Raw genomic sequence first — 23,984 nt, forward strand, 5'->3', positions numbered from 1 at the left:
AATAGCTTGTTTTTTTCAAGCAATGAGCAAATTATTAATAAAGAGATTATGAAGCGTCCAGATTATAGAGCATTACAGGCCTTAGATGCAGTAATAAAAGAGCGGGGATTTGAGAGAGCGGCAGATAAATTGTGTATCACACAACCTGCGGTGTCACAACGTATCAAACAGTTAGAAAGCTTTTTTGGTCAACAACTATTAGTTAGAACAATTCCCCCAAAGGCAACTAAACAAGGGGAACATCTGTTAGGATTATTGCATCAGGTCGAATTGTTAGAACAACAATGGTTAGGTGATAATGAACAAAATACCACGCCTTTGTCATTGTCTATTGCAATTAATGCAGATTCTTTGGCTACATGGGTGTTACCGGCTTTAAAACCAGTTTTAGATAAAAATATTCTTCGATTTGATATACAAATTAAAGATGAAGAGCATACTTTAGAGCTGTTACGTTTAGGTACGGTCGTTGCTGCAATTAGTATTCAAGCTAATCCCTTACCTGGCTGTTTATCTGATTTACTGGGTGCTCTCGACTATATTTTTGTCGCTTCGCCTGATTTTGCCAAAAAATACTTTCCAAATGGTGTGACACGATCATCTTTACTCAAAGCACCTGCTGTTGCTTTTGACCATTTAGATGATATGCATCAAGCTTTTTTACAGGAAAATTTTAACTTAACACCGGGTAGTGTAATTTGTCATATTACCAGTTCATCTGAAGCGTTTGTACAACTTGCTAAACAAGGTTCAGCCTGTTGTATGATTCCTATGTTACAAGTTGAACAAGAGTTAAAAAATGGTGAATTAGTTAACTTAACAGAAGGCCTGTATCAAAGACGTATGCTTTATTGGCATCGTTTTGCGCCAGAAAGTAGTGTAATGCAAAATATTTCTGAGACTTTAATTCGTTATGCTAAGCTCACATTATCACAACCTCAAGATCACAAATAAACGCAATGATTTTTTACTGATACGTAATGTTAACCTTGAATTGCTTGACATAATATAATAGTTACTTAAAGAGCGGATATTATGAGCCAATTAAAAAATGATCGTTATTTACGCGCATTACAGTGTCTACCTGTTGATTATACGCCTGTTTGGATGATGCGTCAGGCTGGACGCTATTTACCTGAGTATAGACAGTTACGTGCAAAGGCGGGTAATTTTATGACTATGTGCCAAACACCAGAACTGGCATGTGAAGCGACTTTACAACCCTTAAAGCGTTTTGATCTTGATGCGGCTATTATTTTTTCTGATATATTGACCATACCTGATGCAATGGGATTAGGTTTGTATTTTGAGGCGGGTGAAGGTCCAAAATTTAGTCAAACAATATCGAGTTTGTCAGATATTGAGCAGTTACCCATTCCCGACCCAAATGATTCATTAAGATATGTGATGGATGCAATCAGCCTAACCAAAAAGGAACTTAATGGTAAAGTTCCGTTAATTGGATTTTCGGGTAGCCCATGGACATTAGCAACTTATATGATTGAAGGGGGAAGTAGTAAAACCTTTACTAAAATAAAAAAAATGCTGTATAGCAAACCTAAAGTTTTACATTTACTTCTTGAGAAGCTCGCTGAAAGCATCGCGTTATATTTAAATGCTCAAATAGAAGCGGGCGCTCAATCACTCATGATATTTGATACTTGGGGTGGCGTTTTAAGCCATCAATGTTATCAAACGTTTTCACTGCATTATATGCAGTTAATTTTATCAAAATTAAAACGAGGTCATAAAACTCAAGCTATTTCTTCCTATGTGCCAGTCACACTTTTTACCAAAGGTGGTGGGTTATGGTTAGATAGTATTGTGAATACAGGATGTGATGCAATTGGTGTTGATTGGACTGTAAATTTGAGCCATATTGCCCAAAAAGGACACATTGCGGTACAAGGCAATTTAGATCCATCTGTGTTGTATGCCGGAAAGTTAACAATAGAATCGAATGTTGAAGCTGTTCTTAATGAATTTGGATTCCATAATGGTCATATTTTTAATTTAGGGCATGGTATTCACCAAGATATTCCAGTAGAGCATGTACAATATTTAATTGAGGCTGTACACGAGCGGTCTAAAAGGTTTCATTATGATTAAAAATCCAGTTCAGTTAAGAGTTGAAAAATTAGCACCATGGCAACAATATTTATTTATGGTTTGCTTATGTGAACGAATGTACCCAAATTATGTCTATTATACCAAGCAACAGCATAATGAAGATGATGCTAAAAGCTATAAAAACATTCTTGATTTAATGTGGGAGTCATTATTAGTTGAGAAAGTTAAAATTAATTTTGATTTACAATTAGAAAAATTAGAGGCGATTATTCCCACTGTGAATGAAGATAGCGCTTATATGATCTATCCTGCGATTGATGCTTGTCAGGCCTTAAGTGAGCTTATACATGCTCATTTAACGGGTGATATTGCTGAACATACAGCAAAAGTTAGTAGTATATCGGCAACCACAGTAGCTGAATTCGAAATGACAAAATTAGATACTTATCTTTCCAAAGATGAACAATTAAATTTACCGGGTGTGATTGAAGAATTTGATTTGCAATGGGAAATATTTCGATTATTGCGCGAAGAATCTCATGACAAAATTGATCTAATAAAGGGTTTAAAAGAGGATATTAGGGCGGCTCAAATAAGCAATATTGGTGTTTTTTTGAGCAATTAAGCCGCTGAATGCCCTATTTTTTTATTTTTTACTAAATTTTTCTTTAACATTGGATGAATATAGACTACATTTAACATCAATGTAATCTAAACATTGTTTACAGGGGCAAAGTCGGTTATTGACATTGCTTATAATGTTAACTTTAACAATAAAATAATTATGTAAGGATATCTCCATGAATAAAACAGAACTTGTAGATGCGATTGCTAGCAAAGCGGATATTACTAAGGTTGCAGCTAAAACTGCATTAGAAGCAACTTTAGCAGCTATTACTGAATCATTAAAAGCTGGTGATCCAGTGCAATTAGTTGGTTTTGGTACATTCAAAGTTAATCATCGAAATGCTCGTATCGGCCGTAACCCTAAAACAGGTAAAGAAATCAAAATTGCTGCTGGCAAAGTACCTGCGTTCGTATCAGGTAAAAGCTTGAAAGAAGCAATTAAGTAATTTTTTTCTGTCGATATTTACTTTTGACAGGATATTTTAGACCTTAAGGTAGTACCTTAAGGTCTTTGTATTTTCCAATCATTCTAATTTCAAGTTTTAACTCACCGTATAAATATTAAAATAACCCAACATAATTTGATCAGCAAATTAGGCTTTAATTTCAACCAATTGTGCATGTAATGCATTAACCAGATCTTGTGGTTTAATTTCGATTTCGAGACCTCGTTTACCGCCAGATATCAACATTGAACTAAGATCATTAGCGCTAAGATCAATCAGTGTGGTGAGTTGTTTTTTTTGCCCTAATGGACTGATTCCTCCTACCAAATACCCCGTGATTTTTTGCGCTAAATGGGCATCGGCTAACTCTATTTTTTTACAATTTAATGCTTTTGCAGCTTTTTTTAGATCCAAATGGTTATCAACAGGTACGACACAAACTGCTAATGTTTTATCATTTCCATTTAAAGTTACGACTAAAGTTTTAAATATCTGGTTAGATGTAATGTGTAAACTTGGATCGAGTTTATTCGCTGCTTCTTGACCATAATGGGTCTGATTAGGATCATGATCATATTGATGAATTTTGAATGGAATTTTCAATTTTTTTAGTTGGTCAATTGCCGGCGTCATAGTGTTTCCCAAGCGAATTAGATAATAGAAATGATTATCTAATTTTAATCACTCTATTCGCATTTGTTAATAGAGTGATTAAGAATAAGCGTAAATAATGTTAGATAGTTAAATTATTATTTTGCTCAGGTGTGTTATGTGATAGTTGCTCATTCTTTGACAGAATATTGAGACGATAGAAGAAACAAATACAAAAAATACTTGTGAGTATTTGCAAAGTTGAGCTGATGATATTTATTACAAGGTTATTAAGTGCACTATCGACAATAGAAAAGATAATTGATACCGTGCAATAAATTAAAACCATTGGAACGGTTAATCGCCAATAAGATATGGCATATTTATGACTTTCTACAAAATTTTGAATAAACGTTTTTGTTGAAGGTGCAATAATTGAACCTTGAAAATAATAAGAAACTGTCACTATCAGTAATATTGCGGCAATGATTAATACACCAAACAAAAACGTTACCATTTTAGCGGGTAGGATAAATTGCAACATCATAAATATAAATGTTAAAAATATCATTGCAAACAGAATTATAAATAAATAAGTTAGGTAAAAGCATATGATATTGAGTGCATTTGGTAACATTCGAGATAAGATAAGATTAAAATCGAATTTATCGTTGATTGAATAGTTATAAACAACAGCAAGTAGTATCGCTTGCATGATGAAAGTGATGACCAAACTAATTAACGCAGGTTTTAATACATACATTAATAATTGATCGACTGTCATAGTCGTGCTCGATAATTGTTTAAACATTTGTGGATCAATTAAATAACTACTGATACATGTTGTGATTAAACTGACGATAAAACTGATGATAACGAGTTGTAAAAAACGGTTTTTGACAAAATTAGTTGTTTGATTAAATACTTGAGAAAAAGATACTTCGGTTTGCATGTCTCGTTCCTACTAATAAGGTGGTAACCTAATTGGTTACCACTATAGTGATAAATAAATTACAAATTACGATTGTAGTAATGAAATATCCGCAACTTTTAAAAATAAATTTTGCAATTTTTTCAGCAATGCTAACCGATTAAGTTTAATTTTTTCATCATCTGCCATGACCATGGTTGAGGCAAAAAATGCATCAACAGGTGCTTTAAGTGCAGACAATTCTACTAAAGCTTGTTGATAACGACCTTGAATAAAATAAGGTGCTAATTTATCGGTTAATACTGCTACTTGCATAGCAAGTTCACCTTCTGCTCCCGCTTCAAGTAGTGAGGCATTCACCGCATCAGGTATCACCAATTCTGTTTTAGAGAGGATATTTGATACCCGCTTGTTAGCTTCAGCAAGCGAAGAGGCTTCTGGCAGTGTTCTAAAATGTGTCACGGCTTTAATGCGCGCATCAAAATCAGCAGGCTTGGTTGGATTAAGTGCGAGTACTGCTTGTATGGTATCAATGGTAAAACCTTGCTCCTGATACCAGGCTCGGAATCGACCTTGCATAAAGCTGACAATATCTTCCACAACCTGTTTATTGTTGAGTTTGTCACCATATAATGAAACGGCAAAATTTGATAATTCGACAAGATCGAGCGGTAAGTTATTCTCAACAATAATACGCAAAACACCAATTGCAGCGCGGCGTAAAGCAAAAGGGTCTTTATCACCTTTAGGATGTTGCCCTATACCAAAAATACCGGCTAAGGTATCCATTTTTTCGGCAATTGATACCGCACTCGATACATTAGTGCTTGGCAATTCATCCCCAGCAAAACGTGGTTTGTATTGCTCTTCAATCGCGGTGGCAACTTCAATGCTTTCACCATCTTTTAGCGCTAAATAACGACCCATTATCCCTTGTGTTTCGGGAAATTCAAAAACAGTATTGGTGACTAAATCGCATTTAGTGAGTTTACCTGCACGTTTAGCTTGTTCGACATTAGCCCCAATTTTGTCGGCTATAAAACCCGCTAATGACTCAATTCGTAATGATTTGTCTTTGACTGTTCCAAGCTGTTGTTGGAATAACACCGTTTCTAAACGAGGTAGACGATCTTCCAAGCGTTGTTTTAAATCTGTTTTGTAAAAAAATTCAGCATCGGCTAAGCGTGGTCGTACTACTTTTTCATTACCTGAAATGACCACTTGCGGATCTTTTGATTCGATATTGGCAACAAAAATAAAATTCGGTAATAATTTTCCTTGTTTATCATAAACAGGAAAATATTTTTGATCGCCTTTCATGGTATAAACTAGTGATTCAGCTGGTACATCTAAAAATCTTTCTTCAAATTTAGCCGTTAAAACAACAGGCCATTCAACCAATGAAGAGACTTCTTCTAACAAGCTTTCGGTTAAATCAGCTTTACCATTTAATTTTGCAGCGGCTTGCTCTGCTTGTTGTTTAATAATTGATTTTCGTTTGTCATAATCGGCAATAACTTTACCGCGTTGCTCCAAAATTTCTGGATATTGGTCGGCATTATCAATGGTGAATTCCTGTTCACCCATAAAACGATGCCCACGAATGATGCGGTTTGACTCAATGTCTAAAATTGTGCCCGGTACTAGCTCATCACCATATAACATCGTTACCGTATGACTCGGGCGAATAAATTCAACTTGTCGAGCTGCCCAGCGCATTGGTTTTGGAATAGGTAATTTGCTTAGCGCGCCTTTAACCATATCACACAATAGGTTAACAACAGGTTGGCCTTTTTGGTTTTGGGTATAAGATAACCATTCACCTTTATCTGTTTGAATACGCTCTGCTTGGTCAACAGTAATACCACAACCACGAGCCCAGCCTTCAGCTGCTTTAGTTGGTTTACCATTAGCATCAAATGCTGCACTAACAGCCGGTCCCCGTTTAATAATTTGGCTATCTGGTTGAGTGTCATTTAAATTTAAAACTTTTAATGCTAAGCGGCGTGGTGAGGCATACCAAAGTACTTCGCCATGTTCTAACTTGGCATTGTCCAGTTGCTCAATAAAATTTGCCGCAAAACTTTCAGCTAAAGTGCGGAGTGATTTTGGTGGTAGCTCTTCGGTACCAATTTCCACTAAAAATGTTTTTTGCATAATATTAAAATCCTACTTTGATGCACTTTGATTTGACGGTGAATTTTGGCACATTGGAAAACCAAGCGCTTCACGTGATGCATAATATGCTTCAGCAACCATTTTGGTTAATGTTCGAATGCGCAATATATAACGTTGCCGCTCAGTTACTGAAATAGCTTTACGCGCATCAAGTAAATTGAAACAGTGCGCAGCTTTTAAAATACGCTCGTAAGCAGGTAGTGGCAGCGGTTTTTCTAATTCAAGCAACATTTTTGCTTCTTTTTCATGTTGTTCAAAGCAATAAAATAGAAAATCAATATTGGCATATTCAAAATTATACGTTGATTGCTCAACTTCATTTTGATGGAATACATCACCATAAGTGGTTTTACCAAATGCGCCATCACTCCAAACCAAATCATACACACTATCGACACCTTGAATATACATCGCAAGGCGTTCTAAACCATAAGTGATCTCACCTGTGACGGGTTTACACTCAAGGCCACCCACTTGTTGGAAATAGGTAAATTGAGTCACTTCCATCCCATTTAACCATACTTCCCAACCAAGTCCCCAAGCACCTAATGTAGGGTTTTCCCAGTTGTCTTCTACAAAACGAATATCATTAACGGTTGGGTCGAGCCCTAACTCTTTTAATGAACCCAGATAGAGCTCTTGAATGTTGTCTGGAGAGGGTTTTAAGATAACTTGAAATTGATAGTAGTGTTGTAACCTATTAGGGTTTTCACCATAGCGTCCATCAGTTGGACGGCGAGATGGCTGAACGTAAGCAGCATTAATGGGTTCAGGTCCAAGAGCGCGTAAACACGTCATCGGGTGTGAAGTACCTGCCCCAACTTCCATATCCAATGGCTGAATCACCGTACAACCTTGATTAGCCCAGTAATCTTGTAACGTTAGTATTAACCCTTGAAAGGTTTTGACATTAAACTTTTGCATGATGTTATCTTTATGGTTGAATTGATTGTTCGATAATTTAAATAGTGTTGTATTTTATACTTTTTATTGGAGCTTGTGAAATGCCTAATTACTATCTGTTGCAATTACTCTCAATGCTTATCTAAATAGTTTTGGTTTTGCATCTTTATGCATTTCTAGGTATAGTGTTTTATCCCTTTTGCTTGGTTATCAATACTTATCATAATGCCATGGCTATTTATCGATATTTTCTAACGTTTATTTTTATTGGACTTACACAAATTAATGTTTCGTATGCTGCTGATGATAATCAGCAGTTACAGACTTTGCGTCGTTCAATTCAAGAACAAGAAAATCGTTTAGCTGAGCAAAAAAAAGAGCGAAACCAGTTAGTTAATGATCTTAAACAGCAAGAAACAGAAATTGCAAAATTATTGACTTCAATTGAGAAAAACGATTTAACTTTAAAAAAAATCGATAGTGAAATTAATCGGTTAATTAAACAAATTGAACAATTAAATATCAAGCAACAACAACAGCGAGATGCGTTATCTAAACAACTTGAAAGCGCATTTAAATTAGGGAAAACAACAGGGTTATCGCTGATTTTTGCCAGTGAACAAAGTGAGCGTAATGAACGGCTGATTAATTATTATGGTTATATTAATCAAGCTAGACAGCAACTGATTAACGAACTTCGTGAAACGCAATTACAGTTAAACGAAAAAAAATTAACGTTACAAAATAAACAAATTTCACAGCAAGCATTACAAACCAAACAGAAACAAGAACAAGTTGGCCTTGAAAAAAACCGTCAAGATCGACAAAAAACCATTACTTCGCTCGAATCATCTATGCAGGTCAATCAACAAAAATTGGCTCAATTGCACGAAAATGAAGCCAAGTTACAAGCAAAAATTGCTCAAGCTGAAAAAGAGAGTCGACGATTAGCTGAAGAAGAAGCAAGACAGGCAAAACATATTGAGCAGAAACAAAAAAATACCAACTACACTTTAAATTCTGATGAACGGGCATTAATGGCGCGTGTGAGTGGTATAGGTAAACCACAACACCAATTTAATTGGCCGGTCACAGGTCCAGTCGTACATCGATTTGGCGAGTCACTGCAAGGTGAACTGTATTGGAAAGGTATGGTAATTAATGCGAAGGATGGTACCCAAGTTAAGGCAATCGCTGATGGTCGAGTGATACTGGCCAGTTGGTTGCAAGGTTATGGTTTTGTGGTTGCACTAGAGCATGGTAAAGGCGATATGAGTTTATATGGTTACAACCAACGTGTTTTAGTCGATGTCGGCGATAAAATCTCCACTGGACAAGCCATTGCTTTAGTTGGTTCAAGTGGTGGTCAAAATAGTTCAGGACTCTATTTTGAGATTCGCCGAGATGGTAAAGCGTTAGATCCTAAAGGTTGGTTAAAATAGTGCATCGTTCAATCATTTACATACTTATAAGTCTATTATTTTTTAATTCAAGCCTTACTTTTGCGGCACAATTAGCTCTGGTTATTGATGATTTTGGTTATCGGCAACATAATGAAGAGCAAATTATAGCATTATCAACCAATATAACAGTTGCTGTTTTACCCCATTCACCTAATGCAAAACGTATCGCTAATATGGCTCATGAACATGGGAATGATGTGATTATACACTTACCCATGGCACCAATGGGTAAGCAGCCACTTGAAAAAGATACGTTGTTTCCCACTATGAGCGAAACTGAGGTTAATCGCATTGTGAATAATGCTATTGAGCGTGTACCTCATGCTATTGGTGTTAATAATCATATGGGCAGTTTAATGACATCCAATCTTAATGGCATGCAATATGTTATGAAAGCACTCAGCCCACATTCTATGTTTTTTTTAGATAGTAAAACGATTGGAAAAACTGCCGTCAAAACAGCAGCGAGCGCCTATAATATCCCTGTAGTTGTGCGCGATGTATTTTTAGATGATCAGCAAAATGAACATGCTATTAGCCAGCAATTTGAATTAGCTATTCAAGTTGCTCGTAAAAAAGGGGTTGCCATTGCCATTGGTCATCCTCATCCACAGACACTCAATGTATTGAAAAATAGATTAGCGCAATTGCCTTCAGATATAACATTAATCAAAGTCAGTCAGCTTGTTACACCGCAACCTGAACTAATAAAGCCAAAAGCAACGTTAAAAGATATTATAGACAGATACAAACAGCGCTGCGATCAAGTTTGGCATTTTTATCATACCGAAAACGAATAATTATTTTTTTTCTAAGGTTCGGTGCCGAATTTGTACTTGCTTATTTTGTGCTTTAAAAAATTCAGCCAGCTGTTCAGCAATAAAAACGGAGCGATGTTGGCCTCCGGTACAACCAATAGCAATGGTTAAATAGCTACGATTATTTTTTTCTAACATCGGTAACCATTGCTGTAAATAACTGGCGGTTTGATAGATAAAATTAGTCACTTCATCATGCTGAAATAGATATTTTTTTACTGGCTCATCTAATCCAGTTAGGGGACGTAGTGCAATATCCCAATGGGGATTGGGTAAAAAGCGGACATCAAAAACAAAATCGGCATCGACCGGCAAACCATGTTTAAAACCAAAGGATTCAAAGATCATGGTTAATTCACGTTCTTTTTTACCTAAAATGCGTGTTCGTAAAATGTCTGATAGTTGATGCACTGAAAGATTATCAGTATTGATGACCAAACTTGCATTTGATTTTAATGATTCTAAATATTTTTCTTCAAGATCGATTGCTTCTTCAAGTGAGTATTTTTGATTGGTTAAGGGATGGATTCGTCTGGTTTCGCTATAACGACGAATTAGGGTATTGCGGCTACAGTCAAAGAAGATAATCTCGGGTGTGACAGAGTTTGGCAATTGTTGCAAAATGTCGCGGTTAAAATCAAAATTTGGCGGTAAATTGCGAATATCAATGCTAACGGCAACGGGGGTATTATTGTTCTTTAATGAATCGGCTAATTGTGGCAATAGCACAACAGGGATGTTATCCACACAATAAAAACCCATATCTTCTAGTGCACGTAGTGCAATCGATTTCCCTGAACCTGAACGGCCACTAACAATCATGAGAATCACAATGTTAACTCCAATATGCTAATTAACTTAAGTATATACCGTTTACTCAACAAGATGCAATTTCATATATCGATGATATTGCGATTAATATTCGGATTTTATTTTAGTAATTAACTGTTTTAATGCTTGACCACGATGTGAAATCTGGCTTTTATGCTCTTTGCTAAGTTGGGCTGCTGTGCAATCTAATTCTGGTATATAAAAAAGTGGATCATAGCCAAAGCCGCCTTCACCTTGTTCTTGATTTAGGATTAATCCATGCCATTTGCCTAAACAAATAATTGGCGTTGGATCGTTATCATGGCGCATAAAAACCAAGGCACAATAAAAATAGGCAGTGCGCTTTTCTGCTGGAACATTGTGTAGTTGTGAAAGTAATTTTTGATTATTTAATTTATCGTTACCATGGCAACCCGCATAACGTGCAGAATAAATACCTGGCGCACCATTAAGGGCATCAACCACTAAACCTGAATCATCTGCAATAGCGGGTAGTCCTGTTAATTTTGCGGTATGCCTTGCTTTTAAAATGGCATTTTCGATAAAAGTTAAACCTGTTTCATCGACATCGGGAACATTAAATTCTTTTTGTGCCACAATATTAAAGCCAGCATCGGCTAAAAGCGTTTGCAATTCGTTGACTTTGCCTTGATTATTGGTTGCTAAAACAATTTTTTGCATCTTTAATTCCTTACCATAAAATTATGTTGATAACTATCGTTAACCGTTGTTCGATTTATAAGTTTCGTTAAAAATCGGGATCGCAGTTAAAAGTCATACTTTCACCTGTCTTGGGGTGGAGAATTGTTAACGATTGCGCATGGAGTAACAATCTTTTAGAACGAGAAAAGGCTTCAGGGTGTGCATAAAATTTATCGCCTAAAATAGGATGTCCCAGTGCTTGCATATGCACGCGTAATTGGTGTGATCGACCAGTAAAAGGCGATAAGCTAACCCGAGTTGTGTTATCAGGGTTTCTTGAAATGACTTGATATAACGTCAGTGCAGGCTTGCCATTTTCTAAATCGACCATTTGTCGTGGACGGTTTGGCCAATCACAAATCAACGGTAATTCAACTTGACCGCTATCATCTTTAAGATGTCCATAAACTACGGCAATATAATTTTTTTTGGGGATTCGTTCTCGAAATTGTTTTTTTATTTCTCGATCGGCAAGTTTAGATAAAGCGGCAACCATAATGCCACTGGTTGCCATATCTAATCGATGAACGGACTCGACGTAGCTAAATTTTTGCTGTAAACGATGAATAATACTATCGATAAATTGAGGTTTGTTGCCCGACACCGATAAAATACCGGGTTGTTTATTGACAACAACAATATGATCATCTTGGTATAAGATAGAGAGCCAAGGGTCAATAGGGGGATGATATTCCAAAAGCATTTATGTATGACAATTTATAAGATAAAATTGGCACACATTCTAACAAACTCAACAAAAAGTGCCAGTTTTATAGCACGCCTAATTTTTCCATAAGGTATTTTTGTTTACTGCAAAAAATTGGGCAATAAACACGAATAATCCAACTATAAAATAGCAAGCAAAAATAATAATCATCCATTGTGACATTTCAATGGTTAAAAAAGACCAAATTTTATCTGCACACGAGCCGTAAGCATTAAACAGACCCGGTATCCATTCGTTTAAAGGTAGCCATGATGGAAACTGAACATTAATAGCGCAAGTGTCACTAAAGTTTGGTTCGAATTGTAAATGGGCGTGAAATGTTGCTAAGTTAAAGCCTTTATATGCACTAATTAACCAAATGGCTATCCCCATTATTCTAAAAATAAAATTATTCGGTGCAATTAAGCCAATAATACTGGCTAACATGATGCCAAAAATGGCGCAACGTTGATAAATACACAGTGTGCAAGGCGCTAGTCCTAAGCTGTGTTGAAAATAAAGTGCAGTTAATTCAAAAATAATGGTTGAGAGGAAGAGTAAAAACCAAGCAAACCTTGCGCGAGAGTATTGATTAAGTAACGATAACATACTGTTTTATTCCTCCATATTCGGCTATAATTAGCTATCTTTAATTATATCGAAAATAATCTGTCTTCATTTTTAATTAGTGGTAGTGTAGTTTATTTTCGAATAATGTAAACGACTTTTATTTATTGATGGCGGATTAATCATTTCTTATGGATTCAAACGTTCCACAAACAAAATTACAGGTCTCATTTGTTATCATCACAGAAGAAAATGTGACGCAGCGAATTGATAACTTTCTTATCACACATTTGAAAGGTGTACCTAAAAGTATGATTTATCGCATACTGAGGAAAGGTGAAGTGCGTGTTAATAAAAAACGCATTAAACCCGAGTATAAGCTCAGTATTGGAGATGAAATTCGTATACCGCCTATTCGCGTAGCAGAAAAAACCTCACCTGAAATCTCAACTAAATTAAATAAAGTTGCCGATTTAGAAAAAGCCATTATTTATGAAGATGACGTGATATTGGCCATTAATAAACCCTCTGGTATTGCTGTTCATGGTGGTAGTGGTCTAAGTTTTGGGGTCATTGAAGGGCTTCGAGCATTAAGACCTGAAGCAAAATTTCTGGAATTGGTTCATCGAATCGATCGCGAAACATCAGGCGTGTTACTCATTGCTAAAAAACGTTCAGCATTAAAAGCACTGCATGAACAACTGCGCCTAAAACAGATGAAAAAGAACTATTTAGCATTAGTAAAAGGTGATTGGCCTTCTGAATGCAAAGTTATACAGGCACCGTTACTTAAAAATGTTTTGAAAAGTGGCGAACGAGTGGTTAAAGTCGATAAGGAAGGTAAACCTTCAGAGACACGTTTTAAAGTTGAAGAGAGATTTAATTTTGCAACGTTGATTAAAGCCAGTCCTGTTACTGGCCGTACACATCAGATTCGTGTACATACTCAATATGCCAATCATCCTATTGCATTTGATGATCGTTATGGTGATAGCCAATTTGATATGTTATTTGCCAATACAAAACTTAATCGATTATTTTTGCATGCAGCCAATGTGACATTTATTCATCCTAAAACGTTACAAGATATGCAGTTAAGCGCACCAATGGATGATAAATTACAAGCATGCTTAAGTTATCTTAGAACAGAAAAGCATCATCAAACCGAATTTTAAATTGAAAAAAACGAGTGAGGACGAATGAAAGATCTTAATTTATACTTAATTAGACATGGCCAAACCGAGTGGAATATTAAAGATCAGATGCAAGGATCGCAAAATTCACCGTTAACAGAACAAGGTATTTTGGGCGCGAAAATTACTGGTCAATATTTGAAGCATATTCCTTTTATGCAAGCTTATTCAAGCCCACAGCTACGAGCTAAAGAAACACGTGATTATATCGTTCACGAAAATGATAATAAAATTCCAACTTTTGAATTAGCAGATTTATGTGAGATGGATTTTGGTCTTTGGGAAGGAAAATCTGTCCCTTATTTGAAAAAAGAAGTGCCTGAATTTAATACTTATCTAACCGATCCAGCTAACTTTGATGCTTCTGTTAATCACGGTGAAAATTATCTTGATACACTGGTACGGATGAAACGTGCACTGCATACGATTACTCAAAATGCCAGTGAAGATAAAGGTAATATTTTAGTTGTTTCGCATGGCACCGTGTTACGTTTATTACTTTGTGTATTAAATGGTGGTGATTGGCGTTTACATCGGGATGAAGACTATTTTCCACGGATGTTAAATACCAGTGTTAGTGTAGTAAATTATCAGCAGCAAGATGGTCAATCAGAAGGCAAATTTACGGTTAAATATTATAATAATGTTGATCATTTAGCTGATAAATAACCAGCAATTTAACCCATTTTTATTTCTCGACTAATGCCTTTTATAGCATTAGTCGAGAAATATTGAGCCTGATTAGTAAACTTATCTATTTTTACTATAAGGGGCGTAACGTTTTTGAAGTTGTTGTAACTGATTTATTCTGGCATCAATCTTCGATATCATCGTTTGATCGCCATTAGTTTGTTTTTTGGCATTTTGCAGTAATTGAATAGATTGTTGAAATTGCCCCTCTAATGCAACAAGTTCAGCTCTTGCACTCATTTCTTTTGCCCTTGAGTTTAATCCACCATAAGCTGTAATTAGTAGATCCCAACCATTTGTATCATCACTATGATCAAAGGTATAGCGGTGTAATAAGCTAACCGCTTGTTGATAATTACGATTTTTGACGTAAGCGTTAGCCAAGTTTAATTGTAATGCTGAACTATCTGGGGATTTTTTTAAAGCAGTTTGTAACCGATTAATCGCTGCTGCATTATTATTCATGTCTAGATCAATATCTGTCATTAAATCGATGTACCACAGATTATTTGGATCATTATCTAGTAATGGTTGAAGTTGTTGTTTGGCTTTTTGGTAATTGTTATTACGATAATCAAACAGAGCATTAGCATAAACTAAAGCAATCTTACTTTGTTCATTATTCAGCTTTTTGTAATCTTCAATTAATAATTTACCGGTATTTTGATTATTAGTTATTAAAATAGCCAAACGCGCTTTTGCTAAATAGTAGTTTAAAGAGGGAGGTAGCTCTTTTTTACTATATTGCATAGAACGGCTACGAATATCAGATAAACGACTATTTGGTAGTGGGTGAGTGAGTAAAATCTCAGGTGGTTTACTGCTAAAACGTGTTTGATCAGCTAATTTTTGTAAAAATTCAGATGAAGCATAAGGATCAAATCCTGCCTTAGCCAATGTTCTAAGCCCAACGCGATCGGCTTCTTGTTCATTAGCCTGTGTAAAACTGATTGTGTTTTGTGCAGAACCTGCCATCGTACTTGTCATCGCGGCCATTCCAGCATCAGGATTCGCCAGCGTAAGTAGTAATGAGCCTAATGCTGCTCCCCAAACATAAGGACTATTACGGTTTTGGTTTTCCATTGCTCTGGCTAAGTGACGTTGAGTCACATGGCCGATTTCGTGCGCCATAACTGAAGCTAATTGACTTTCATTATCAGTATCTAAAATCAGTTTAGAATGAATCACCACATTACCGCCAAAAAAGGCAAACGCATTTAAGACATCACTGCGCATAATATAAAAATGAAAAGGTGTTTGGACTGATTCCGCTTTTGACACAAGTTTTTTACCTAAATCATTAATATATTGATTGAGCACAGGATCATTGATAATAGGGGCATCGGCTCGGAGCAAACGCATATAATAATCACCCATTTCCATCTCTTGACCGATGCTTAAGGTTGATGCAGCAGCGGTTCCCATATCTGGCAGGTTAATGTTATCAGCAAAAACTAACGGAGAGTTTTGCAACAATAATGAGGAAGTGAGAGCTAATGCGATTGCTTTTTTTAACATTATATAGACCACTTAAATTAACAATTAGATTGCCTTATTTTAGCTGAAAAAAAACGCAATATCACTGTCAATTTTAATTCAATACGAATATTGAAAAGAGATTAACTCACGCGTGTAATTACTTACTTAGGGAAAGCTATTTTAAACTAATTTACTGAAAAATTATTGAAATGCTGCTTGGCGAATATTTTCAATATCAACTGTTTTATATACTTAATAATATTCGGGTACACATTATAGTGATGACCGAATTCAGGCTGAATTAATTGATTAATAGCTTCAGATTTAGCCCAATTGAAAAACTACACGGTATATGTAGCAAGGGTCACACCAGTTCGTTTACTACCATGCCAATAATGAACTAATATTGGTTTGGTGATTGTTTAAAGGCTTTAAGTATTACAATCATTTTTTCGTCGGTAATATGACTAGTCCGTATCTTAATCCAAACTTCGGTAAGATCGGTATTATTCAAGCTATCCCGATCACTATGCAATACACGCAAGTTGATTATGGTTTTAAAACCTAGCTTATTCAGATATTGTATCTGCTTTATAGTCGGCTGTTTTGATCGACAAATATCATTGCAATTTGATAAAAATTATTGGGTTATTGTGAGTGAAGTTTCACTTTGTATTGATAACGTTAGAAAACACAACAATAATATAACCCTATTTTTTAAAACTCAAACAATAAGAGTGATTAAGTGTTGTGCTTTCTTTAACATTATTAAGATTAAATCAGCAATGGTTTTATGCTTTACTTTGACGATTTTTGATAAATTCAACAATATCGTTAATTTTTATCATTTGCTTATCACCACCACTGCGATGTTTATATTCCACTTCACCATTTTCAAGATTGCGTTCACCAATAACAATAGTATGTGGAATACCAATTAACTCTGCATCGGCAAACATCACACCTGGTCGCTCTTTACGATCGTCAAATAAAACTTCAATGCCAGAGGCTTGTAAATCAGCATACAGTTTTTCTGCTGTTGCTTGTACTTTTTCTGACTTATGCATGTTCATTGGGATGATGACCACGCTAAATGGCGCTATAGCTTCTGGCCATACAATACCTCGATCATCATGGCATTGTTCGATTGCTGCTGCAACAATTCGGCTAACCCCAATACCATAACAGCCCATAATCATTACGTGGTTTTGTCCATCTTCGCCTTGGACCGTTGCTTTCATTGCTTCTGAATACTTCGTACCAAGTTGGAAAATATGCCCAACTTCGATACCACGTTTAATCTGTAATGTTCCTTTACCATCAGGGCTAATATCGCCTTCCACCACATTACGGATATCTTCGACTCTTGGTAATGCAACATCGCGCTCCCAATTGATATTAACGTAATGTTTATGGTCGATATTCGCACCGGCACTAAAGTCACTCATTATTGCTACATCACGGTCAATAATGATTGGCATATTAAGATTAACAGGACCTAATGAACCAGGCCCAGCATTGACAATTGCTCGAATTTCCTCTTCAGTTGCAAATTCAAGCGGTGATGCCACAATATCAATTTTTTCCGCTTTGATTTCGTTCAACGTGTGATCACCACGAACTAATAAAGCAACAAGTTGGTGCCCACTCTCTTTCGTCGCCTTAACCATGAGTGTTTTGACTGTTTTCTCAATTGGTAAATTAAATTGTGCAACTAACTCATCAATCGTTTTTGCATTAGGTGTATCAATGAGTTCCATCACTTTAGTTGGTGCTAAGCGGCTTTGCGTTGGTGCTAATGCTTGTGCCATCTCGATATTAGCGGCGTAATCAGATTCAGTTGAAAAGACAATATCATCTTCACCGCTATCAGCTAATACTTGGAATTCGTGAGACCAGTTACCGCCAATTGAGCCTGTATCGGCACGCACCGCTCTAAAGTTTAATCCGGCACGAGTAAATACTGCACTATAGGCTTTATACATATCATCATAGGTTTCTTGTAAAGATTCTTGTGAAGTATGAAACGAATAAGCATCCTTCATAATAAATTCACGCGAACGCATTACCCCAAATCGTGGACGGACTTCGTCGCGGAATTTGGTTTGAATTTGATAAACATTAAGCGGTAATTGTTTATACGAACTGACTTCATTACGAAGTAAGTCAGTGATCACTTCCTCATGGGTTGGGCCTAATACAAAATCACGGTCACCACGGTCTTTGATACGTAATAGCTCTGGACCATATTGTTCCCAACGACCACTCTCTTGCCAAATATCAGCAGGTTGCACAACTGGCATTAACACTTCAATTGCCCCTGCTTTGTTCATCTCTTCCCGAACAATATTTTCAACTTTTTTAAGTACACGATAACCAGTGGGCAGCCAAGTATATAATCCTGCGGCAACTTTACGGATCATGCCGGCACGTAACATTAATTGATGGCTTATCACTTCAGCATCTGCTGGAGTCTCTTTTAATGTAGAAAGAAGATATTTACTGGTTCGCATACATTTATCCTGAAAAATAATTTATCTATAAATATAATAAAAATGTTAGCTAGTTTAGCAGTACAGCGCGTAACACTAAAGCAATTTTATTGTTATTTTTTAGCATCGGCGTAATTAGCCTAAAGAGTTTAAGTAAACAAACTGACCAATTTAGTCACTGACAATAATAATTTTTGCGTATTTTGTATCAAAATTGATACTTTATTAATTTTTCGGTTGGCTAGGTATCAAAAGAGATATCTTTATCTTATTGATTATATTTAATTTTTTGTTAATTTGTGTGATATAGATCACTTTAGTAACGTTTTTAAATTGATATCATACGCACAAATTTTTAGGTATAGGAGAATATTAATATGGATAATGCCATAGCCAATAGAAAAGCTAGTGAGGTAAAAAATGAGGCAAAATTACCCAAGTGGCGTAAAAGTGATACGTTATGGATGCTAAGTCTGTATGGAACAGCAATAGGTGCTGGCGTACTGTTTTTACCGATAAACGCAGGTGTTGGGGGATTAATTCCATTATTAGTAATGTTAGTGCTTGCCTTTCCGATGACATTTTTTGCCCATCAAGCGTTATGTCGATTTGTTTTATCGGGTAAAAAACCTGAAGGGGATATTACAGTTGTTGTAGAAGAGGCATTTGGACGAACTGCCGGTAACTTTATCACAGTGCTCTATTTTTTTGCTATCTACCCCATTTTATTGGTTTACAGTGTTGGGATCACCAATACCGTTGATAGCTTTATGGTACATCAATTAGGCATGGCATCGATACCTAGGGCGTTATTATCCTTTATATTAGTCGCTTTTTTAATGTCGATTGTTCACTTTGGTGAAGAGCTGATTGTCAAAGTGATGTCGATTTTGGTGTTTCCGTTTATTGCTGTTCTGATGATTTTAGCGCTATTTCTAATTCCGGAATGGAATGGTGAGATTTTTTCTAACGTTTCACTTACTAGTGCTGGCAGTGAAGGAAGTCAAAGTATTTTAATGACGCTGTGGTTGGTTATTCCGGTTATGGTGTTTGCATTTAATCACTCTCCAATTATCTCTTCTTTAGCTGTCGCTAAACGCAAAGAGTATGGCGATGTGTATGCTGAACAAAAATGCTCTAGAATTATTGCCGCAAGTAATATAATGATGGTCGCTACTGTCATGTTTTTTGTGTTTAGTTGTGCACTATGTTTGACCCCTGCTGAGTTATTGGATGCAAAAGCACAAAATATTTCGACATTATCTTATTTGGCAAACCGATTTAATTCACCTGTGATTGAGTATATTGGTCCTCCAATTGCTTTTATTGCAATGGCTAAATCATTTTTAGGGCACTATTTAGGGGGGAAAGAGGGCTTTAATGGGGTGGTGAATAAATTGCTACGTAGCTGTGATAAAACAATTTCACCAGCAAAATTAGATAAAATTGCCATTGGTTTTATGTTTATCACTGCTTGGGGAATAGCAACACTTAATCCAAGTATTTTAGGTTTAATTGAATCATTGGGTGGACCAATTTTAGCGATACTTCTATTTTTAATGCCGATGTATGCAATTCACAAATTACCAGCATTGGCTAAGTATCGAGGCAAATTAAGCAATGTGTTTATTGTCATTATGGGATTGATTGCTATTTCAGCTGCTATTTATAATTTGCTTTAAGCTTGAATTTATCCGTTATGATGACCATCTAAAGGAAAAATCCGCTTAGGTTAATAGGCGGATAAATATTTTTCGATCTGATGGCAATTATGTTTTTAATCAGTCTTGATTTTCATTTTAAGTATTGGGCGCACTGCCCTAATTGTTGATTGTTAAACGTTTAATACAGATGTTTATTATCTAATTTGATTGAGTAATCTATAAAGTATTTATCAATGTGGCTTAGTTACATTGAGTTTTGAAAAGGGAAAAATATGAGTTCGGTATTTGAAATATTTAAAATCGGTATTGGGCCGTCAAGTTCACATACAGTCGGACCAATGCGAGCCGGAAAAGCATTTGTCGATGAGCTGATAAGTAAAGGGTTGATGCCGTCTGTGACAAAAATTGTAGCGGACGTTTATGGTTCATTATCATTAACCGGTAAGGGACATCAAACAGATATTGCCATTATTATGGGACTGGCAGGTGAAAAACCCGATACCGTAAATATTGATAACATTCCGATATTTATTGAAAAAATCAGCCAGACTAATCGATTGCCGATTTATAACAATCGTTATGAAATTGATTTTCCGCTAGCTGAGTGTATGATTTTCCACTCTAAGTTTTTACCATTGCATGAAAATGGTATGACACTCAGCGCTTATCATGGCGATGATTTGCTGTTGCAAAAAACTTATTACTCTGTTGGCGGTGGCAAAATTGTTGAAGAAGCACAATTTGGTCAACAAGATCAAAATCCAGTTTTATTGCCTTACCCATTTTCGACTGCTGCGCAGCTATTAAAATCGTGTGAAGATAATTCGTTATCTATTTCCAGTATTATGATGAAAAACGAGCTGGAACTGCACTCTTATGAAGAGATTGAAAACTATTTTCATCATGTTGGGCAAACCATTTTAGATTGTATAAAACGGGGAATGAATACTGAGGGGCTATTACCGGGCCCACTTAAAGTGCCACGTCGTGCGTTTTCGTTATACCGTCAATTATCGACCACTAAAGATAATATTATTAGCGATCCTATGGTGATTATTGATTGGGTCAATATGTTTGCCTTAGCGGTGAGTGAAGAGAATGCTGCTGGTGGACGGGTGGTAACAGCACCAACTAATGGCGCATGTGGGATTATTCCTGCGGTTCTTGCCTATTATGATAAGTTTATTAATCCTGTTACGCCTGAAATCTCAATGCGTTTCTTTTTAACTTGTGGAGCAATAGGGCAACTTTACCAAAAAAATGCTTCGATATCGGGGGCAGAAGTGGGCTGCCAAGGTGAAGTGGGTGTTGCTTGTTCAATGGCTGCTGCGGGCCTTGCCGAGCTTTTAGGTGGAAATCCACAGCAAGTTTGTATGGCAGCAGAGATTGCTATGGAACATAATTTAGGTTTGACTTGCGATCCGGTTGCAGGGCAAGTACAAGTGCCGTGCATTGAGCGTAATGCAATTGCCTCTGTTAAAGCAATTAATGCGACTCGAATGGCGTTAAGGCGCACAACAGTTGCCAAAGTGTCGCTTGATAAGGTGATTGAAACAATGTATGAAACCGGTAAAGACATGAATGCTAAATATCGTGAAACATCACGAGGCGGGCTGGCAATTACCGTTTACTGTAATTAATTAGCTATTAATTGCGATGAATTAATCCTTCAATTTGCCGACTAGTCATTTGGCGAATTGAAGCGATCAAATTTAATATTTCCAGCGCATAGTATTCGCCTTGGAACGTAAAAAGTCATTATTAACTAGCATATCGACTTTTTCACTTTTTATTGAACGTAACTTCCTTTTTCGTTTGGCTTGATCGGTTGATGTGTTATGCATTAGTTCATTATAGGCAAGTAAATTATTGAGTTGATCAAGTTCGTCTAATCCTCGTAGTACATTTATTAGTGTATGTAAAGTAATGGATTCACCATTTTCTATGCGTTTAATTGTTGCTATGCCGAGTTCAGATTTTTGAGCAAGTTCTTGTTGAGATAAATTTTTTTCAATTCTTGCCAATTTAATTCTGCGACATAACATTGCAACAATTTCTGTTGTTTGATTCATGCGTGATCCTCAATATAAACATAATGCATTGAGTTTTGAGCCTATTGTATCGGGGTTAATTGGGTAGTATATGCGTTAAACCTTCGATGATATCAGAAGCTAATAAACTGTATTTATTTAATTTTTCAGCTGCCTTGTTACCAGCCAAACCATGCAAGTAAACACTTACTGGGGCTGCTTGAGCCGCGGGTAAGTGACCGGCAATGAGTCCAGCTATAATACCAGTTAACACATCACCTGATCCAGCAGTTGCCATACCATTATTGCCTGATTGATTAATATAGGTTGGTTTGTTAGGGTGGGCAACGACGGTCTTAGCATCTTTAAGTACACAAATGACGTTGTGGTGTTGCGAAAATGCTTTTGCTGTTGCGATTAAATTATTTTTAATCTTATCGATAGATAGCTTTGTTAGGTTCGCCATTTCACCTAAATGTGGTGTAAGAATAATGGTTGATTTTGCTTTCTCAAGTAATGACAAATTTTGCGATAAAACATTAAGCCCGTCAGCATCAATAATTATTGGCACGGTTGCATGGTGAACGACATAAGATAAAATCTGATAGGTATCATCAGATATCCCCATACCGGGACCGATAACAATTACTGATGCCCAATTTATCCATGTTTCAAGCTCAGTAAAATTAACTTGATTAGGTGTAAAAGGTGATAATAAAGCTTCGGGGAGTTGGGATAATAAAATACTGCTATTACAAATTGGTGTGTAAATACGTACTAACCCAGCACCAGCTCGATAGGCGGCCTTAGCCGAAAAGTAAGCGGCACCGGACATGTTTTTCGAGCCGGCTATCGTCAATACTTTACCATAAGAGCCTTTATGGGAGTCATTTGCTCGCACAGGTAACAAGTTATCCAGATCATTTTGCTCAAAGGTATAATGTGCTGTTGGTTTGTCTGCATAAATGCCAATATCGGCAATGGTTATTTTGCCGGCTAGTTCAATGCCGGGATAAAAAGATAATCCAAGCTTAGTATAGGCAAACGTTACTGTCTGTTTTGCGTTTACCGCAGCACCTAATATTTTACCGGTATTTGCACACACGCCGGAAGGTATATCAATAGCGAGTATATCGCCATGACTTTGATTAATTAGCTCAATCGCTCGCAAAAAATCACCGCTAACATCTCGATTAAGGCCAATACCAAAAATGGCATCCACAACGGTTGTATAAGATGAAAGTGAATCGGGTAGCGACGTCAAGATAGGGATTTGATAGTGCTGAGCTATTTTGATTTGTTGTAATGTTTCGGTCGAAGCATTATCACAATTACCCACTAAATAGATAACAACATCAATTTGTTGTAATTTGAGTAACCGAGCAACGGCAATACCGTCTCCGCCATTATTACCATAACCACATATGAGCGCAACTTTGTTTAAATCAAATTCACCAGATTTAAGTTGTTCGATAACAGCAAGGGCAGCGCGTTCCATAAGCACCAATGAGGGTAAGCCCACATCCGAAGTTGTATAAGTATCAAATTGTTTCATTTCAGATGAGGTGACCAAGTATTGCATACTGCCTCCGTCTTGCCTTTA

Annotated in this window: 22 protein-coding genes; 10 read left to right on the forward strand and 12 right to left on the reverse strand. The window is 36.4% G+C overall.

The features are described from left to right. Positions 1–48 precede the first annotated feature (48 nt). From A9G09_RS06080 to A9G09_RS06095, 4 genes are all read left to right on the forward strand, one after another. Positions 49–954 carry a LysR family transcriptional regulator ArgP gene (locus A9G09_RS06080; RefSeq protein WP_065633999.1) on the forward strand — a complete coding sequence of 302 codons (906 nt, stop codon included), beginning with the start codon at positions 49–51 and terminating at the stop codon, positions 952–954. A gap of 81 nt (positions 955–1,035) precedes the next feature. Beyond that, entirely contained in the window at positions 1,036–2,109 is a 1,074-nt protein-coding gene (gene hemE, locus A9G09_RS06085; protein ID WP_065634000.1) for a uroporphyrinogen decarboxylase, read from the forward strand. Further along, the gene (locus tag A9G09_RS06090; protein ID WP_065634001.1) at positions 2,102–2,695 is read left to right on the forward strand and encodes a YjaG family protein; all 594 of its coding nucleotides are present in this window, start codon (positions 2,102–2,104) and stop codon (positions 2,693–2,695) included. The genes hemE and A9G09_RS06090 overlap by 8 nt, the downstream gene beginning before the upstream one ends. 175 nt (positions 2,696–2,870) lie before the next feature. Further along, on the forward strand, positions 2,871–3,143 hold the full coding sequence (locus A9G09_RS06095) for an HU family DNA-binding protein (RefSeq protein ID WP_065634002.1): 273 nt from the start codon (positions 2,871–2,873) through the stop codon (positions 3,141–3,143). Positions 3,144–3,290: 147 nt separating this feature from the next. Here A9G09_RS06095 and ybaK read toward each other — a convergent pair whose 3' ends face one another. The 4 genes from ybaK to glyQ form a co-directional block, all read right to left on the reverse strand. Then, on the reverse strand, positions 3,291–3,776 hold the full coding sequence (ybaK, locus tag A9G09_RS06100; RefSeq protein ID WP_065634003.1) for a Cys-tRNA(Pro) deacylase: 486 nt from the start codon (positions 3,774–3,776) through the stop codon (positions 3,291–3,293). 100 nt (positions 3,777–3,876) lie between these two features. Next, a complete protein-coding gene (locus tag A9G09_RS06105) occupies positions 3,877–4,686 on the reverse strand; it encodes a hypothetical protein (RefSeq protein WP_065634004.1) in 810 nt (269 codons plus the stop codon). A gap of 66 nt (positions 4,687–4,752) precedes the next feature. Then, positions 4,753–6,825 (reverse strand): glycine--tRNA ligase subunit beta, encoded by a 2,073-nt coding sequence (gene glyS, locus A9G09_RS06110; protein WP_065634005.1) that lies wholly within the window; start codon positions 6,823–6,825, stop codon positions 4,753–4,755. Positions 6,826–6,834: 9 nt separating this feature from the next. Next, positions 6,835–7,767 (reverse strand): glycine--tRNA ligase subunit alpha, encoded by a 933-nt coding sequence (glyQ, locus tag A9G09_RS06115; protein WP_065634006.1) that lies wholly within the window; start codon positions 7,765–7,767, stop codon positions 6,835–6,837. A 209-nt stretch (positions 7,768–7,976) separates the two neighbouring features. On the opposite strand from glyQ, the gene envC reads away from it, so the two are divergent. Next, positions 7,977–9,188: a murein hydrolase activator EnvC gene (envC, locus tag A9G09_RS06120; RefSeq protein ID WP_141671537.1), complete on the forward strand. Its 1,212-nt coding sequence runs from the start codon at positions 7,977–7,979 to the stop codon at positions 9,186–9,188. Next, positions 9,188–10,009, forward strand: a complete 822-nt coding sequence (locus A9G09_RS06125) for a divergent polysaccharide deacetylase family protein (protein WP_065634008.1) — start codon at positions 9,188–9,190, stop codon at positions 10,007–10,009. The genes envC and A9G09_RS06125 overlap by 1 nt, the downstream gene beginning before the upstream one ends. Here A9G09_RS06125 and rapZ read toward each other — a convergent pair whose 3' ends face one another. The 4 genes from rapZ to dsbB all read right to left on the reverse strand — a co-directional run bounded on the left by rapZ (position 10,010) and on the right by dsbB (position 12,875). Next, positions 10,010–10,858 (reverse strand): RNase adapter RapZ, encoded by an 849-nt coding sequence (gene rapZ / locus A9G09_RS06130; protein ID WP_065634009.1) that lies wholly within the window; start codon positions 10,856–10,858, stop codon positions 10,010–10,012. It lies immediately after the preceding gene. 84 nt (positions 10,859–10,942) lie between these two features. After that, complete coding sequence (locus A9G09_RS06135) at positions 10,943–11,539, reverse strand: XTP/dITP diphosphatase (RefSeq protein WP_065634010.1); 597 nt, start codon at positions 11,537–11,539, stop codon at positions 10,943–10,945. A 67-nt stretch (positions 11,540–11,606) separates the two neighbouring features. Next, positions 11,607–12,263 carry a bifunctional tRNA pseudouridine(32) synthase/23S rRNA pseudouridine(746) synthase RluA gene (rluA, locus tag A9G09_RS06140; protein ID WP_065634011.1) on the reverse strand — a complete coding sequence of 219 codons (657 nt, stop codon included), beginning with the start codon at positions 12,261–12,263 and terminating at the stop codon, positions 11,607–11,609. Positions 12,264–12,341: 78 nt separating this feature from the next. Further along, complete coding sequence (gene dsbB / locus A9G09_RS06145; protein ID WP_065634012.1) at positions 12,342–12,875, reverse strand: disulfide bond formation protein DsbB; 534 nt, start codon at positions 12,873–12,875, stop codon at positions 12,342–12,344. 149 nt (positions 12,876–13,024) lie between these two features. On the opposite strand from dsbB, the gene rluC reads away from it, so the two are divergent. After that, on the forward strand, positions 13,025–14,008 hold the full coding sequence (gene rluC / locus A9G09_RS06150; RefSeq protein WP_065634013.1) for a 23S rRNA pseudouridine(955/2504/2580) synthase RluC: 984 nt from the start codon (positions 13,025–13,027) through the stop codon (positions 14,006–14,008). A 24-nt stretch (positions 14,009–14,032) separates the two neighbouring features. Continuing rightward, entirely contained in the window at positions 14,033–14,695 is a 663-nt protein-coding gene (locus A9G09_RS06155; protein ID WP_065634014.1) for a histidine phosphatase family protein, read from the forward strand. An 81-nt stretch (positions 14,696–14,776) separates the two neighbouring features. On the opposite strand, the gene A9G09_RS06160 is transcribed toward A9G09_RS06155, so the two are convergent. After that, positions 14,777–16,234, reverse strand: a complete 1,458-nt coding sequence (locus tag A9G09_RS06160; protein ID WP_065634015.1) for a M48 family metalloprotease — start codon at positions 16,232–16,234, stop codon at positions 14,777–14,779. A gap of 752 nt (positions 16,235–16,986) precedes the next feature. After that, positions 16,987–18,708: a proline--tRNA ligase gene (gene proS, locus A9G09_RS06165; RefSeq protein ID WP_065634016.1), complete on the reverse strand. Its 1,722-nt coding sequence runs from the start codon at positions 18,706–18,708 to the stop codon at positions 16,987–16,989. Positions 18,709–19,064: 356 nt separating this feature from the next. Between proS and A9G09_RS06170 the strand changes: the two genes are divergently transcribed. Further along, a complete protein-coding gene (locus A9G09_RS06170; protein WP_065634017.1) occupies positions 19,065–20,369 on the forward strand; it encodes a serine/threonine transporter in 1,305 nt (434 codons plus the stop codon). 254 nt (positions 20,370–20,623) lie between these two features. After that, entirely contained in the window at positions 20,624–21,991 is a 1,368-nt protein-coding gene (locus tag A9G09_RS06175; protein ID WP_065634018.1) for an L-serine ammonia-lyase, read from the forward strand. Positions 21,992–22,063: 72 nt separating this feature from the next. Here A9G09_RS06175 and A9G09_RS06180 read toward each other — a convergent pair whose 3' ends face one another. Further along, a complete protein-coding gene (locus A9G09_RS06180) occupies positions 22,064–22,423 on the reverse strand; it encodes a helix-turn-helix domain-containing protein (RefSeq protein ID WP_065634019.1) in 360 nt (119 codons plus the stop codon). Positions 22,424–22,478: 55 nt separating this feature from the next. Beyond that, complete coding sequence (locus A9G09_RS06185; RefSeq protein WP_065634020.1) at positions 22,479–23,963, reverse strand: bifunctional ADP-dependent NAD(P)H-hydrate dehydratase/NAD(P)H-hydrate epimerase; 1,485 nt, start codon at positions 23,961–23,963, stop codon at positions 22,479–22,481. Positions 23,964–23,984: the final 21 nt, after the last annotated feature.

Source organism: Gilliamella sp. wkB292, assembly GCF_001690235.1.
In the GTDB taxonomy this organism is placed as follows: domain Bacteria; phylum Pseudomonadota; class Gammaproteobacteria; order Enterobacterales; family Orbaceae; genus Gilliamella; species Gilliamella apicola_F.

Excerpts from the sequence above, each read along its gene's own strand:
- A9G09_RS06080 (WP_065633999.1), top strand. The coding sequence starts at position 49 with ATGAAGCGTCCAGATTATAGAGCATTACAGGCCTTAGATGCAGTAATA.
- hemE (WP_065634000.1), top strand. The coding sequence starts at position 1,036 with ATGAGCCAATTAAAAAATGATCGTTATTTACGCGCATTACAGTGTCTA.
- A9G09_RS06090 (WP_065634001.1), top strand. The coding sequence starts at position 2,102 with ATGATTAAAAATCCAGTTCAGTTAAGAGTTGAAAAATTAGCACCATGG.
- A9G09_RS06095 (WP_065634002.1), top strand. The coding sequence starts at position 2,871 with ATGAATAAAACAGAACTTGTAGATGCGATTGCTAGCAAAGCGGATATT.
- ybaK (WP_065634003.1), bottom strand. The coding sequence starts at position 3,776 with ATGACGCCGGCAATTGACCAACTAAAAAAATTGAAAATTCCATTCAAA.
- A9G09_RS06105 (WP_065634004.1), bottom strand. The coding sequence starts at position 4,686 with ATGCAAACCGAAGTATCTTTTTCTCAAGTATTTAATCAAACAACTAAT.
- glyQ (WP_065634006.1), bottom strand. The coding sequence starts at position 7,767 with ATGCAAAAGTTTAATGTCAAAACCTTTCAAGGGTTAATACTAACGTTA.
- envC (WP_141671537.1), top strand. The coding sequence starts at position 7,977 with ATGGCTATTTATCGATATTTTCTAACGTTTATTTTTATTGGACTTACA.
- A9G09_RS06135 (WP_065634010.1), bottom strand. The coding sequence starts at position 11,539 with ATGCAAAAAATTGTTTTAGCAACCAATAATCAAGGCAAAGTCAACGAA.
- rluA (WP_065634011.1), bottom strand. The coding sequence starts at position 12,263 with ATGCTTTTGGAATATCATCCCCCTATTGACCCTTGGCTCTCTATCTTA.
- dsbB (WP_065634012.1), bottom strand. The coding sequence starts at position 12,875 with ATGTTATCGTTACTTAATCAATACTCTCGCGCAAGGTTTGCTTGGTTT.
- rluC (WP_065634013.1), top strand. The coding sequence starts at position 13,025 with ATGGATTCAAACGTTCCACAAACAAAATTACAGGTCTCATTTGTTATC.
- A9G09_RS06155 (WP_065634014.1), top strand. The coding sequence starts at position 14,033 with ATGAAAGATCTTAATTTATACTTAATTAGACATGGCCAAACCGAGTGG.
- A9G09_RS06160 (WP_065634015.1), bottom strand. The coding sequence starts at position 16,234 with ATGTTAAAAAAAGCAATCGCATTAGCTCTCACTTCCTCATTATTGTTG.
- proS (WP_065634016.1), bottom strand. The coding sequence starts at position 18,708 with ATGCGAACCAGTAAATATCTTCTTTCTACATTAAAAGAGACTCCAGCA.
- A9G09_RS06170 (WP_065634017.1), top strand. The coding sequence starts at position 19,065 with ATGGATAATGCCATAGCCAATAGAAAAGCTAGTGAGGTAAAAAATGAG.
- A9G09_RS06175 (WP_065634018.1), top strand. The coding sequence starts at position 20,624 with ATGAGTTCGGTATTTGAAATATTTAAAATCGGTATTGGGCCGTCAAGT.
- A9G09_RS06180 (WP_065634019.1), bottom strand. The coding sequence starts at position 22,423 with ATGAATCAAACAACAGAAATTGTTGCAATGTTATGTCGCAGAATTAAA.
- A9G09_RS06185 (WP_065634020.1), bottom strand. The coding sequence starts at position 23,963 with ATGCAATACTTGGTCACCTCATCTGAAATGAAACAATTTGATACTTAT.